The organism is Streptomyces sp. NPDC053493 (genome assembly GCF_044544825.1).
Lineage (GTDB): Bacteria > Actinomycetota > Actinomycetes > Streptomycetales > Streptomycetaceae > Streptomyces.
Map to the genome: position 1 here is coordinate 474871 of NZ_JBITXS010000003.1, position 13389 is coordinate 488259.

The following is a 13389-nucleotide window of genomic DNA, read 5'->3' on the forward strand; positions in this document are numbered from 1 at the left end:
GTCTCGACTGATGAAGACTCCATCGGGCCCTGGAGCCGGCCGTTCATCCCCTCTACCCAAACTAGTCAGGGACGGCAACATGTGCACGCCGAGCCGTTACGCTGCGTGACATCCGTCCCGCCGTCCCTGACCGGATCAGCCCGGAGGCCCTACCTCGCGCGCAACAGCGGCGGCTCGGGCGGGGTGTGGGGGACCGGGCCGAAGAGGACCTCGCGGGCCACCGACGGGGCGAACAGGACCGTCAGCGGGGCGGTCAGGGTCAGCGCCGCGCGGAACGGCGCGCCGACCGCCGGGTTGCCCGAGGCCCGCTCCTGCACCCGGCGCAGGTACCAGCCGGTGGCCTTGTCCAGCGCCCCGGCGCGGGCCGCGTCGCCGACCGCGCCCGGCATCTTCTTGTCCGCGCCGGCCGAGATGTCCCAGGCCTGCTTCGAGGCGTCGAGCAGCGCCCGCTGCACCCGCCGGGTGCTCGGCGTGCGCTTCGGGTCGGCGAGGGCCTTGCGCAGCGCGACGGCGCTCAGCGCGGCGACCGCCATGCCCTGCCCGTAGATCGGGTTGAAGGCGCACAGGGCGTCGCCGGTGGCCAGGAAGCCGGCCGGGCGGCGGCCCGGACGATCGTAGCGGCGGCGGATGTTGGCGGTCTTGCGGAAGCCGTAGACCGGGGACATCGGCTCGGCCTTCGCGATCCAGTCGCCGACCACCGGGTGCGGCAGCCTGCGCGCGTACTCCTCGAACAGCGCCTCGTCCGTCGGCGGTTCGTCGCCGCGAAGGCCGGACAGCGTGACCAGATGGCGGCCGTCGCCGAGCGGCAGCACCACACCGCCGTACACCTGCGCCGGGTTGGGGACCACGTAGTAGCCGAGGGCGTCGACCGACGGGTCGTCGGCCGGCGAACGGTACATCCGGGTGGCGTACGCGAGGCCGGTGTCCAGCGTCTCCTCGTGCGGGGCCTCGGCGCCGATCCCGGCCAGCCAGTCCGCCGCCTTGGTGGAACGCCCCGAGGCGTCCACGACCAAGTCGGCCTCCAGCGCGCGCGGCTCCTTCGCGGCGCCGGCGCCGCGCTCACGCAGCAGCACACCGCGCACCCGGGACGCGTCGCCGAGCAGCCCGACCGCCTCGGTGCCCTCGACGCGCTCGATCCGCGGATCGGCGAAGACCCGCTTGCGGACCAGCCATTCGAGCTGGTCGCGGGGGCCCGTGTAGAAGTACGCGGTGGCCGGCGTACGGACGAACCACTTGCCGTTCTGCCACTGCACCATGTCCTCGGGCACGCCCACCTTGGGCGCGCCGAGCGCGTTCAGCTCGGCCATGAAGCCGGGCAGCAGCTCGTCGAGCGCCCGCTGGCCGCCCTCGATCAGCACATGGAGGTGCCGGCCCTGCGGGACGCCCGGGCGCGCCTCCACCTCCACGGGATAACGGTCGCGCTCGACCACCGTCACCCGTTCGGCGTGCTCGCTCAGCACCCGCGCGGCCAGCAGACCCGCGAGACTCCCCCCGACGACCACCGCGTGACGTGCCTTGCGTGTCCTGCGGGGCCCCAACTCGTCGGCCATCCTCGCCCTTTCGCCTGGTGGACCCACCCCCGTGGATCCTTCCGGTCCAGCACCGACCAGTATCCACGCCGACGGGCCGTCAGGAGTCCGGCGCCTCGTCCCCGAGCTCGGCAAGGGCCGAAGTCAGCCATTGCACCCAGAACCGCTCCAGTTCGATCCCGCCCCGCAGCACCAGGTGCCGCAGCCGGTCCGGTTCCGCGACCCGGCGCTCCGGCGGGAAGTCCCGGTCCTCGATCTCCAGGTACTCGGCCAACTGGGCGCGGTGCAGGCCGAGATGCCGGGCCAGCTCCTCCCGCATCCCGCTGCCGCCGACCACGGCCGCCGCGCGCATCCGCAGCAGCAGCGCCGACCGCAGCGGCTTGGGGTCCTCCTCGGCGTTCACCCAGGCCGTCAGCTCGGCCCGTCCGGCCGGCAGCACCTCGTACTCCTTCTTCTGCCCGCGCGCGGGCACGGCCGCGGGCAGCGCCCGGATGTGCCCCGCCTGCTCCAGCTTCCCGAGCTCGCGATAGATCTGCTGGTGCGTGGCCGACCAGAAATAGCCGATCGACCGGTCGAAGCGGCGGGTCAGCTCGAGGCCCGAGGACGGCTTCTCGAGCAGTGCCGTGAGGATCGCGTGCGGGAGGGACATGACCGCATCCTAGATTCGGCCGACCGCGGCGCGCGGACCGTACCCGTCGGGCAAGACGGCGCGGTACGGCCGGGGCGGCCCGTGCCGCCCCGGCCGGGGGTCAGGCGGCCGGCCGCGGGTGGGGCGGGTGGCCGCGGGTCGGGCGGGTGGCCGCGGGTCAGGTGCTCGGCCGCGGGTGGGGCGGGCGGCCGGGGGTCGGGCGGGCGGGCTGTGATCCGACGCGTGGGCTCACCGGGTGCCGGAACGCCCGCCCGCGCCGCGGATCACAGGGCGGCGGCGAGGCGCGTGCCCTGGTCGATGGCCCGCTTGGCGTCCAGCTCGGCCGCGACGTCCGCGCCGCCGATCAGGTGCGCCGCGCGGCCCGCGGCGACCAGCTCCTCGTACAGTCCGCGCCGCGGCTCCTGGCCGGTGCACAGCACCACAGTGTCGACCGGGACGAGCTGCGGCTCGCCGTCGACCGTCAGGTGCAGGCCCTCGTCGTCGATCCGCTCGTACGACGCGCCCGCGACCATCGTGACGCCCCGGTGCTTCAGCTCGGTGCGGTGGATCCAGCCGGTGGTCTTGCCGAGGCCCGCGCCGACCTTGCTGGTCTTGCGCTGGAGCAGGTGGACCTGGCGCGGCGGCCGCGGCCGCTCCGGCGTACGCAGGCCGCCGCGCGTCTCGTACGAGGTGTCGACGCCCCACTGCCGGAAGTACGTCTCGGGGTCCTGGCTCGCGCCCTCGCCGCCGTCGGTCAGGAACTCGGCCACGTCGAAGCCGATGCCGCCCGCGCCCAGGATCGCGACCCGCTCGCCGACGGGCGCGCCGTCGCGCAGCACGTCCAGGTAGCCGACCACGCTCGGGTGGTCGACGCCCTCGATCTCGGGGACGCGCGGGGTGACGCCGGTCGCGACGACGACCTCGTCGTAGTCCGCGAGGTCGGCCGCGCCGACGAAGGTGTTCAGGCGCACGTCGACGCCGCGCTCGGCGAGCTGGACGCGGAAGTAGCGCAGGGTCTCCTCGAACTCCTCCTTGCCCGGCACCCGCTTGGCGACGTTCAGCTGGCCGCCGATCTCGCCGGCGGCGTCGAACAGCGTGACCGTGTGGCCGCGTTCGGCCGCGGAGACCGCGCAGGCGAGACCGGCCGGGCCGGCGCCGACGACGGCGATCCGCTTGGCGAGGCGGGTGGGGGAGAGGACCAGCTCGGTCTCGTGACAGGCGCGCGGGTTCACCAGGCAGGAGGTGATCTTCAGGCTGAAGGTGTGGTCCAGGCAGGCCTGGTTGCAGCCGATGCAGGTGTTGATGGTCTCGGCACGGTCGGCGGCGGCCTTCGCCACGAAGTCCGGGTCGGCGAGGAACGGGCGGGCCATCGACACCATGTCGGCGCGGCCGTCCGCGAGGATCTCCTCCGCGACCTCGGGCGTGTTGATGCGGTTGCTGGTGACCAGCGGCACCGACACCGCGCCCATCAGCTTCTTGGTCACCCAGGTGTAGGCGCCGCGCGGCACGGAGGTGGCGATGGTGGGGATACGGGCCTCGTGCCAGCCGATGCCGGTGTTGATGATGGTCGCGCCGGCCGCCTCGACCTCCTTGGCGAGCCGGACGACCTCCTCCAGGGTGGAGCCGCCGGGCACGAGGTCGAGCATCGACAGGCGGTAGATGACGATGAAGTCCTCGCCGACCCGCTCGCGGATGCGGCGCACGATCTCCAGCGGGAAACGGACCCGGTTCTCGTAGGAGCCGCCCCAGCGGTCGGTGCGGTGGTTGGTGGCGGAGGCGATGAACTCGTTGATGAGGTAGCCCTCGGAGCCCATCACCTCGACGCCGTCGTAGCCGGCCTCCTTGGCGAGCTCGGCGCAGCGGGCGTAGTCCTCGACGGTCTGCTCGACCTCGGCGTCGGTGAGCTCGTTCGGCGGGAAGGGGCTGATGGGCGCCTGGAGGGGGCTCGGGGCGACGAGGGCGGGGTGGTAGGCGTACCGGCCGAAGTGCAGGATCTGCATCGCGATCCGGCCGCCCTCGGCGTGCACCGCCTCCGTGATCGCGCGGTGCTCGGCGACCTCCTCGGCGGTCGTCAGCTTGGCGCCGCCGTCCCAGGGCCGGCCGGCCTCGTTGGGCGAGATGCCGCCGGTGACGATGAGACCGACGCCGCCGCGGGCGCGCTCGGCGTAGAAGGCGGCCATCCGCTCGAAGCCGTGCTCGGCCTCTTCCAGACCGACGTGCATCGATCCCATGAGCACCCGGTTGGGCAGGGTGGTGAACCCGAGGTCGAGCGGGCTCAGCAGGTGGGGGTAGGGGGTGTTCGGGGTCATGGGGGCGCCTCCTCGCGCGGGGTCGTCACGACTGTTGTAGACGACACCCCGCCCCTTGTGCAACAAGTTGCAAAACTCCTCCCGAGTGACCTTCGCCATGCCGGACCTCTGCCGTGCCGGCCCCGGCGCGGCGCCCTTCGCCCCGCGGGCCTTACGCCCCCGCCCGGTGGCCGGCGCCCCGCCCCGCGGGCCCAATGACCCCCGCCGGCGTCCGGCGCCCTCCGCCGGGCCGCCCTACGCGGCGCCCTTCGCCCGCCGCTGCGCGGTCTGCGCCCACCGGTGCGGGGCCCTTCGCCCCCTCGTTGTGGGCATTCGTTCCGCTGGGGCGGAACGGGTGGGCACAACGGACGGTGCCCCTTGCCGGGCCTAGGCTTCCGGGCCTTGACCCGCACCACCGGTGCGGCGCCTATGGGGTGCGGGTTCAGGCGCAGGTGCGGAACGCGCCCGCAAGGGCGCCGTCCCGTGTGCCCACCCGTCCCGCCCCAGCGGGACGAATGCCCACACGGAGGCGGACCGGGGGCGCCGCGCAAGCAGGCGCGAGCCCACACGGAGGTGGCGAGGGGCGCCGCGCAAGCAGGCGCGGCGCACACGGAGGTGAAGAGGCGCGCCGGGCAAGTGGGCGCGGCCGGGGTGGATCGGGGGCGCCGCGCGCGGAGCGGCCCGCGCGGGGCGGGGGTGCCCCTATCTCTTTGGTCAAGGTGGATGGGTTGGTTCGGGCGTCTGGAACGATGTGGCTGTGCATGCTGATGGTGTCTCTGCGGACCTCGCGGTGTTTTTGCGGAACGCCGGCGACGGCCGTTCGGTGAAGATCGTTCCTTCCGTCTGTGGCATCTGTGGTGGGCGCGCGTTTTTCGTGCTCGTTGACGACGTCGAGGGCGGAGCCGAGCGGGTGTGCGTGGGTTGCGGCGGCCGCGCGTTCATCGCGGATAGCGAGGAGTTCTGGGAGGACGCGGATCCCGGCGAGGCCTGTTGCCCGTGCGGGAGCGAGGAGTTTGAAACCGCGGTCGCGTTCTCCCTCGCCGACGACGAATCGATCCGCTGGGTGACCGTTGGGCTTCGGTGCCAGAAGGACGGTGCCGTGGGGGTCTATGCCGACTGGAAGATCGACTACGGCCCCACGGACCACCTCTTGACCATGGTCTAGGTCTGTGGAGCGGCGGCCCGAACAGGCTGCGGTTCGTAGAAGGTTCCGTCGCGGAGCATCGCGAAGAGGACGTCGGCCCGGCGTCGGGCGAGGCAGAGCAGAGCCTGAGTGTGGTGCTTCCCTTGGGCGATCTTCTCGTCGTGGTAGGTCCGCGATGCCGGATCGCCCAGGGCCGCGTCCGCGGGGCGCGTGGCCACAGCGGTGGCGAAGGGCGCCGCCCGCGCGGGGCGGGGGCGCCCGTGTGTCAGCGTTTGCGGTAGGTGTAGGCCTCCGTCGCCGCTGAGGTCACCGCGTCCAGGTCCCCGCCCCCCGACGCCGTCACCAGCGCCGCCACCGCGCCCTCCACGAACGGCGCGTCCACCAGGCGGGTGTCCGGCGGCAGCTCGTCGGCCTCGGCGAGGAGGGCCTTCACGGTGAGGACCGCACTGCCGAGGTCGACCAGGATCGCGACCCCGGCCCCCGTGTCCACGGCCTTCGCGGCGGACGCGATCAGCTCGGCGCTGGTGCCGAGACCTCCGTCCGGAGTGCCGCCGGCCGGCAGGATCGGGGCCCTGTCGCCGCCGCCCGCGAGCCCGAGGGCCAGTTCGGCGACGGCCGACGCCACGGCCGCGCTGTGCGAGACCAGGACGATGCCCACCCGCCCCGCCGTCATCCCGCCACCTCCGCCGTTTCCGCGAGCGCCGCCACCAGCAGCGCCGACGAGGTCGCGCCCGGATCCTGGTGCCCGACCGACCGCTCGCCCAGATAGCTCGCCCTGCCCTTGCGCGCCCGCAGCGGTACGGTCACCAGCGCGCCCGCCTCGGCCGCCTCACGGGCCGCCGCGAACGACGTACCCAGCGCCTCGGCCGCCGGCACCAGCGCGTCCAGCATCGTCTTGTCGCCCACCTGAGCCCCGCCCAGCTGGGCCACCGCCGCCACCCCTCCCGACAGGGCCTCGGCGAGGGCGGCCCGGGAGACCCGCTCCGCGTCGCCCAGCGCCTTTCCGGTGCGGCGCAGCAGCGTCCCGTACAGCGGTCCGGACGCACCGCCCACCGTGGAGATCAGCCGGCTCCCGGCGGTCGTGAGCACCGCGCCGGGCGTGGCCGGCGGCTCCTTCTCCAGGGCCTGCGTCACCGCCGCGAAGCCGCGCTTCAGGTTCGCCCCGTGGTCGGCGTCGCCGATCGCCGAGTCCAGCTCGGTCAGCCGGTCCGCCTCCCGGTCCACGGCGGCGGCGGCCGCCACCATCCAGTCCCGGAAGAACGCGGAGTCGTACGCCTCTGTCGTCACTTCACTCACTCTCCTCTCACCGGCCCCAGCGCAGCGCGGGCGTCGACACCGGCGCGTCCCACAGCCGCAGCAGCTCCTCGTCCGCCTCGCACAAGGTCACCGAACAGCCCGCCATGTCGAGGGAGGTGACGTAGTTGCCGACGAGCGTGCGGGCCACCGGCACCCCGCGCTCGCCGAGCACCCGGTGCACCTCCGCGTTGAACCCGTACAGCTCCAGGAGCGGTGTCGCGCCCATCCCGTTCACCAGGGCGAGGACCGGGCCCTTCGGGCGCAGATCCTCGAGAACGGCGTCGACGGCGACGTCCGCGATCTCTCCCGAGGTCATCATCGGCCGGCGTTCGCGCCCCGGCTCGCCGTGGATGCCGATCCCCAGCTCCAGCTCACCCTCCGGCAGGTCGAAGGTGGGCGAGCCCTTCGCCGGCGTCGTACAGGCGCTGAGCGCGACGCCGAAGCTCCGCGACCGCTCGTTGACGCGCCGGGCGATCGCCTCGACCCGCTCCAGCGGCGCGCCCTCCTGCGCCGCCGCGCCCGCGATCTTCTCCACGAACAGGGTGGCGCCGGTCCCGCGCCGCCCGGCCGTGTAGAGGCTGTCGGTCACGGCCACGTCGTCGTCCACGAGCACCTTGGCGATCTGGACGCCCTCGTCCTCCGCCAGTTCGGCGGCCATCTCGAAGTTGAGCACGTCGCCCGTGTAGTTCTTCACCACGAACAGCACTCCGGCGCCGCTGTCCACGGCGGCCGCCGCCCGCACCATCTGGTCGGGCACGGGCGACGTGAAAATGGCGCCCGCGCAGGCCGCCGACAGCATGCCCGGCCCCACGAAGCCCGCGTGCAACGGCTCGTGGCCCGATCCGCCGCCCGACACCAGGGCGACCTGCCCTTCCACCGGCACGTCGCGCCGCAGCACGACCTGGTTCTCCACGTCCACGGTGAGTTCGGGATGAGCTGCGGCAAGCCCGCGCAGGGCGTCCGCGACCACGGTCTCCGGAACATTGATCAACATCTTCACGGGTGTCTCCTCGGGAGGTTGGCAGATGGGACCATGAACTGGGTTTTCGCAGGTCATTGCTGGTGTCCGCGATGGATGACCATGCCGTTTCACGGCGGTCTGTGGCGACGTGTGTGGGTGCTGATGCTGACTGAATGCTGCGTTTGGCGACGAGGCGTCAGGTGAATGGTGTGGTCCGAAGCGCAGGGGCGGGTGCGGGTGATCCCTTCGGCAGTATCGGCCTTGTAACAGGGAAGGTCACGCAGATCTGAGATCTGGGCGCTTGGGTGTGGTGACGTGTAGGCGGGTGAGGGGGAGGAAAGCGTTCGACCTTGGGGGGCGTCGGTGCGCCGGCTACGGCTAAGCCGTTGATCTTGGGTCACCGAGCGCAGTGATCGGGTGTTGCGCTGAGGTTGGTGCGCCGACCCAGAGAGAGGGATGCACCGGTCGAGCGGTGAACTCGGAGGACCGGACACCTCCGCCCACGGGTCGCGCAGCTCAATTTCCGCTCATATCCGGTGAGCCGGCGGGACGCAGCCTTCCATCTGGAAAGCGGGGGCATGAGCTACGACCTCGCTGTCGGGGAAGGCGAGCGGCCGGCGATCAGATTTCGCTGACCGTTCCGGAGATCCGCCACCTCTTCAGCGCCGCCCTCATCCCACCAGTCGTGCCCCTGGGATGTCGGCGAGTTGTTCCTCGGCGGTGTCACTGCTGCACAGGCGGCCTGGGTGCCCACGAGCTTCATCGACGATCTTGAAAACGATGTGCTGCCTGCCGCAGTTGCTGCTGCGCCGATCCACCTCGACATCATCGAGCGCGGGCACCCTCGGGCCCGCTCCGCTGCCATCGACCTTCTCTGGGAAATGCTCGATCTGCCGCCGGCGTCCGAATTCAGCCGGGTCGACGCCACGCAGAATTCTGGCTTTCGCCTGTGCTGCGCCATTGCTGATCACATCCGGGACCGACGGGGCATGCTGCGGATGCACGGTCAATCAGGCCAGGAACTGTTGACCGCTACTGACAGGCACTGGAGGTTCACGGTGCAGGAGGTGGTCGCGGCCGATGGCAACGACGTCATGGTGTTCGGCACCCTCACAGGGCAACTTCCCGAGCGGTCGTGTGAGGCAGAGCTGCATAGGGGTCGTACCATCATCGCGGTCCCTGCTGTCGAGGCGGAGTACGGCGGTGCAGATGAGGATGGCGCGGCATTCCTACGACTTCCGCGAACAGCCTGGTCCGCCGTAGCTCCGGGCGCTGTGCTCCGTCCGACCGATTGCGTTACGTACCAGGGCTGAGCTTGATCTTTGACATCCGACTTCAGGCGCGGTGCGGCGAAGGAGGAGCGACGGCCCCTCCCGATGCGGCGGAGCTCCTCCCACGGTCCTCAGAGTAAATCGGCCGAGACGTCCCAGCCGGCCTCGCCCGCGGCATCGGCTTGGGCCAGACCTGCTGGAGCAGCCTTTCTCAGGTTTCGTCAGCCGGCCGACGCCTCGGGTCTGTCGGGTCCGGGGTGCCACTCGGCCAGCACGATGGTGGCGTCGTCCCGGAGGTGTTGGTCCTGATGGTTCAAGAGCTCCTGCAGCAGGCGGCGCAGGGCTTCCGGCGCCGGATCGCCCGCGGCCATCGCGCGGATGACGGTGTCCGCGAGCCGCTCCTCGCCGAAGAGGACTCCTTGGGTGGAGCGGGCCTCGGTGACGCCGTCGCTGTAGAGCAGGATCCGGTCGCCGGGCTGCAGACGCGTGCGGTGCACCGTCGGCGGGGAGGCGGTGTGGAAGGCCCACCCGAGAGGCAGATCGGGCTCCCGTTCGAGCATGCGCGGCAGCACCCGGCCGTCACGGATCAGCAGCGGCGGCGGATGGGCGCAGTTGACCCATGTGAACGTGCCGTCGAGGACGTTCAGGTTGGCGATGACCGCGGTCATGAGCCGGTCGGCGAACCACTTGTTCAAGATGGTGTCGATCGCCGGAATGATGTCCGCCAGGGTGCCGCCGGAGCGGCGTGTGGCCCGGCAGGCGGCGAGGCCGGCCGCGCTCGCGCCGCCGGATGCGAGGTCGTGACCCATCGAGTCCAGCAGCGTCAGGTGCAGCGCGTCCGCGTTGAGGCTGTGGTCGAACGCGTCCCCACCGATGTCGTACGCGGGCTCCAGCACCGCGGATGACGTCACATGCGCGGTCCCGATCGTGCGCGGCGGCAGGAACGCCCACACCAGCTCGCCCTGCACCGTCATCTCCCGGCGCCGCTCCGTCTCGGTCAGCAAGTCGTTGTGCGACGACTTCGACACCAGCAGCAGAGCCGCCACATTCGCCAGTGCCTCGCACCGCCTGATCAGGCCCTCGTCGAGGTTCGGCGCGGTGGCCTTCAGCACGCCGAGACGTTCGATGCCGTCGATCATCGGCACCCAGACGGTGCCGCCGTCCCGCGAACGCTGGGTCCGCTCCGTGCGATAGGCCAGGCCCGCCAGCGAAGCGTCGACGTCCAGCATCGGCGGCTCGGCCGTCACCGGCTGCGGCAGCGCCACCAGGCTGGTCTGCTGCAGGTCGGTCACGTACATCCAGGTGCCGTCCAGGGCCATGCGCCGACCCGCCCGGGACACGAGACCGGCAAGGTCCCGGCCCGCCACCAGGCGCGCATCGACGATCAGGTCCGACAGCACCTTCTCGCGCGACTCCATGGCAAAGCCCTTCCGCCGGCGCACAGGGCACGGCCCACCAGGTACCGAGCGTAGCGGCCCCAGCGGGCCCCGACCCGCTTACGGGCCCGGCCACAGCACACGGACCGCGAGAAGCCGCCAGAGATCACCCGCCCAGGGCCACCGGACAGGGCGAATGACGGAGCGAGCCGCAGCCCTGTGGCGCGATCAGGGGTCACAGAGGCAGTTGGTCCGTCCGGGCGGCGAGTTCTCAGGCGACCCGGCAGTGGCCCCGCCGGGGCCGGGCCGGTGGCGGGATCCATGGCGGTGGCGGGATCCTGGAAGGGAGAAGGGCCGCGCGGCGCTTGCGCGTGGCCGCGGGCACGAGGAGGCGGACCATGACACGGCACCTGGAGTGGAAGGTCGGCGTGGACCTGGTCGAGGAGGGCGGCAGGACCAAGGCCGAGGCGCGTCTGGACACCGGGACGTCGACCCTCACCGGCCACGGCTCCGCCCGCTGCAACCCGGCGGACGTGGACGTGCCGGCGATCGGCGACGACCTTGCCGTGGGCCGGGCGATGAAGGATCTGGCCGGGCAGCTGATGAGGGAGGCCGACCGGGAGATGGAGGCCGTCGGCGCCGACACCGTGCCGCGGCGCACCGGACCCGGATACGGCTGGCCGGAGGCGGTCGAGTAGCGGACCGCCGCTGACGGATCACGAAAGGAGGGGCCCGCCGGTGACGGCGGGCCCCTCGTCGTCACCGCTGCACGGTGCCGTCCGGGGCGCTCGCGTCGGCCTCGGCCTCGCTCTCGTCGTCGTACGCGAGCCGGTCCACGACCTCCACCACGCCGTCCACGTCCTCGCAGAGGCGGACGAAGATCGGCGCGAGGCTCCGGCGCGGCAGGGTGCCGGTCAAGGTGACCCGGCCCTCCGCGACGTCGATGTGCAGGGACGCCGGGGAGAGCTTGAGGATGCGGGTGACCACGTCCTCGAGGATCTCCTCCTGGATGGCCCGGTCGCGCCGCAGGAACAGCTGGAGCAGATCGCTGCGGCTGAGGACGCCGATGAGGCGTCCTTCCGCGTCCACCACGGGCAGCCGCTTCACCCGGTGCCGCTCCATGAGCCGCGCGGCCTCGACCGCGGCCCAGGACGGGCGGGCGACGATCACCGGGCTCGACATCATCGCCTCGGCGGTGCTGGGACCGTCCTTCGCCGTGTGACGGCGCAGCAGGTCCGCCTCGGAGACCACACCCACCGGCCGGTTCTCCTCGTCGACCACGGGGACGGCGGTGATGCCGTACTCGTCGAGCAGCCGGGCGATCTCCTTGAACGGAGTGCCCGGCTGCACCGCGACCGCGGTCGGTGTCATGAGGTCGGCGACACTGCGGTGCCTCATCGTTCGTTCCGTCCCTTCTCGGCTCCTTTGTCCATGATCCCTCACGGAGGTCGGCCGAGGGCCCTGGGGGCCGGATCAGGGTGAGGAGGAGGGGAAGGGCGGTGCCGGCGGCGAGGAGGCCGGAGTCGAGGTGGACGTCGGCGCGGGCGTCGATGCGGACGCCGAAGAGGACGTCGGGGCGGGCGTGGAGGCGGATTTCGATGAGGACGTCGGGGCGGACGAGGAGGGAGACGACGAAGGGCTCTTCTTCTCGGTCGGCTTCGGCAGGTCGTACACGTGGTCGGGGCTGACGATCCGGGTGATCGCCTTGCCGAACAGCGTGCTCGGCTCGACCTCGTCGACCAGGATGTCGGTGTTGAGCATGACGACCATCGTCGCCTGGGACTCCGGCAGATACGCGACGATCGTCTCGTAGCCCGGTAGCGAGCCGTTGTGGCCGATCCAGCCTCCGACGTCGAAGATGCCCAGGCCGTAGCCGGCGTTCCCGACGCCGGTCGGCAGCGTGTCGAGGCGCTGCTTCTGCGTGTCGGCGGTCAGCAGCGTGCCGGTGGCCAGCACCTTCGCCCAGGTGCGCAGGTCACGGAGGTCGGAGATCATCGCACCGGCCGCCCAGCCCCAGGACGGGTTCCAGTCGGTGGCGACCTCCAGCTGCCCGGTGTCGTTGGTGTAGCCCTGCGCGTGCGGTCGCGGGAAGGCGGCGTCCGTGGGCAGGAAGGTGTGCCGCAGACCGGCCGGCCCGACGACGTTCTTGGCGATGAAGTCCTGCAGCGGCATGCCGCCGGCCTTCTCGACCACCAGGCCGAGCAGGATCAGGTTGGTGTTGGAGTAGTCGAACTGAACGCCGGGCTGGAACTTCACCGGATGCTTGAAGCTGTAGTCCAGCAACTGCTGCGGTGTGAACGGGCGTCGGGGATTCGCCGAGAACGCCTTGAACCAGTCCGGGTCCTCCGAGTAGCTGACCAGGCCGCTGCGCATCTCCGCGAGCTGGCGCAGGGTGATGCGGTCGCCGTTGGGCACGCCGCTGACGTACTTCCCGATCGGGTCGTCGAGGCCTAGCTTGTCCTGGTCGACGAGTTCGAGCAGCGCCGTCACCGTGAACGTCTTCGTCACGCTGCCGATGCGCTGGTTGACGACCGGCGTCATCCGCTGCCTGGTCGCCTTGTCGGCGACGCCGAAGGAGCGGAGGTACTGGCCCTTGCCGGGCGCGGACAGTGCCACGACGACGCCGGGCACGTTCGCGTCCTTCATGACCTGCTGGATCGCCGCGTCCAGTTGCGTCGCGACGGCGGGACTGAGCTGGGTGAACGCGTCCCCGGAGGGCGAAGGCGCTGAGGTGGTCGGGGCCGCGGCGGCGGCCGGAGGACGGGGCACGGGAACGGCCGCGCCGTAGGCGCTTCCCGCCGCCGCGGGGACCGTCAGCGTCCCCGTCAGAGCCACCCCGATGCAGATGTCGCGCCACCGCGCGGTCGATTTCCTCACGGCAGTCCTCCTGCCAGAC

At 71.9% G+C, this 13389-nt stretch carries 12 protein-coding genes and 1 pseudogene; 3 read left to right on the plus strand and 10 right to left on the minus strand.

Features of this window, described 5'->3' with window-relative positions; genetic code table 11:
* Positions 1 to 149 precede the first annotated feature (149 nt).
* From ACIGO8_RS12005 to ACIGO8_RS12015, 3 genes are all read right to left on the minus strand, one after another.
* Positions 150 to 1550, minus strand: coding sequence for an NAD(P)/FAD-dependent oxidoreductase (locus ACIGO8_RS12005; RefSeq protein WP_399727818.1), 1401 nt, complete (start codon positions 1548 to 1550; stop codon positions 150 to 152).
* Positions 1551 to 1629: 79 nt separating this feature from the next.
* Entirely contained in the window at positions 1630 to 2178 is a 549-nt protein-coding gene (locus ACIGO8_RS12010) for a PadR family transcriptional regulator (protein ID WP_399727821.1), read from the minus strand.
* A 263-nt stretch (positions 2179 to 2441) separates the two neighbouring features.
* Complete coding sequence (locus ACIGO8_RS12015; RefSeq protein ID WP_399727823.1) at positions 2442 to 4466, minus strand: FAD-dependent oxidoreductase; 2025 nt, start codon at positions 4464 to 4466, stop codon at positions 2442 to 2444.
* Between the two features lie 736 nt (positions 4467 to 5202).
* Here ACIGO8_RS12015 and ACIGO8_RS12020 point away from each other — a divergent pair.
* The gene (locus tag ACIGO8_RS12020) at positions 5203 to 5610 is read left to right on the plus strand and encodes a hypothetical protein (protein WP_399727826.1); all 408 of its coding nucleotides are present in this window, start codon (positions 5203 to 5205) and stop codon (positions 5608 to 5610) included.
* Here ACIGO8_RS12020 and ACIGO8_RS12025 read toward each other — a convergent pair.
* The 4 genes and pseudogenes from ACIGO8_RS12025 to dhaK form a co-directional block, all read right to left on the minus strand.
* Positions 5607 to 5792, minus strand: a pseudogene (locus ACIGO8_RS12025) (IS110 family transposase); the annotation flags it as partial. The gene ACIGO8_RS12020 and the pseudogene ACIGO8_RS12025 sit on opposite strands and share 4 nt — an antisense overlap.
* Before the next feature lie 62 nt (positions 5793 to 5854).
* The gene (locus tag ACIGO8_RS12030) at positions 5855 to 6262 is read right to left on the minus strand and encodes a PTS-dependent dihydroxyacetone kinase phosphotransferase subunit DhaM (protein ID WP_399727828.1); all 408 of its coding nucleotides are present in this window, start codon (positions 6260 to 6262) and stop codon (positions 5855 to 5857) included.
* Positions 6259 to 6834, minus strand: a complete 576-nt coding sequence (dhaL, locus tag ACIGO8_RS12035; protein WP_399728532.1) for a dihydroxyacetone kinase subunit DhaL — start codon at positions 6832 to 6834, stop codon at positions 6259 to 6261. The genes ACIGO8_RS12030 and dhaL overlap by 4 nt, the downstream gene beginning before the upstream one ends.
* 58 nt (positions 6835 to 6892) lie before the next feature.
* Positions 6893 to 7885: a dihydroxyacetone kinase subunit DhaK gene (dhaK, locus tag ACIGO8_RS12040; RefSeq protein WP_399727830.1), complete on the minus strand. Its 993-nt coding sequence runs from the start codon at positions 7883 to 7885 to the stop codon at positions 6893 to 6895.
* Between the two features lie 707 nt (positions 7886 to 8592).
* Between dhaK and ACIGO8_RS12045 the strand changes: the two genes are divergently transcribed.
* Positions 8593 to 9159, plus strand: coding sequence for a hypothetical protein (locus ACIGO8_RS12045; protein WP_399727832.1), 567 nt, complete (start codon positions 8593 to 8595; stop codon positions 9157 to 9159).
* Between the two features lie 179 nt (positions 9160 to 9338).
* On the opposite strand, the gene ACIGO8_RS12050 is transcribed toward ACIGO8_RS12045, so the two are convergent.
* Positions 9339 to 10517, minus strand: a complete 1179-nt coding sequence (locus ACIGO8_RS12050) for a PP2C family protein-serine/threonine phosphatase (protein WP_399727836.1) — start codon at positions 10515 to 10517, stop codon at positions 9339 to 9341.
* 374 nt (positions 10518 to 10891) lie between these two features.
* On the opposite strand from ACIGO8_RS12050, the gene ACIGO8_RS12055 reads away from it, so the two are divergent.
* Entirely contained in the window at positions 10892 to 11191 is a 300-nt protein-coding gene (locus tag ACIGO8_RS12055; protein ID WP_399727839.1) for a DUF1876 domain-containing protein, read from the plus strand.
* Positions 11192 to 11252: 61 nt separating this feature from the next.
* On the opposite strand, the gene ACIGO8_RS12060 is transcribed toward ACIGO8_RS12055, so the two are convergent.
* Both ACIGO8_RS12060 and ACIGO8_RS12065 read right to left on the minus strand, forming a co-directional pair.
* The gene (locus tag ACIGO8_RS12060; RefSeq protein WP_399727841.1) at positions 11253 to 11891 is read right to left on the minus strand and encodes a CBS domain-containing protein; all 639 of its coding nucleotides are present in this window, start codon (positions 11889 to 11891) and stop codon (positions 11253 to 11255) included.
* Positions 11892 to 11966: 75 nt separating this feature from the next.
* Positions 11967 to 13370, minus strand: a complete 1404-nt coding sequence (locus tag ACIGO8_RS12065) for a serine hydrolase domain-containing protein (protein WP_399727844.1) — start codon at positions 13368 to 13370, stop codon at positions 11967 to 11969.
* Positions 13371 to 13389 lie beyond the last annotated feature (19 nt).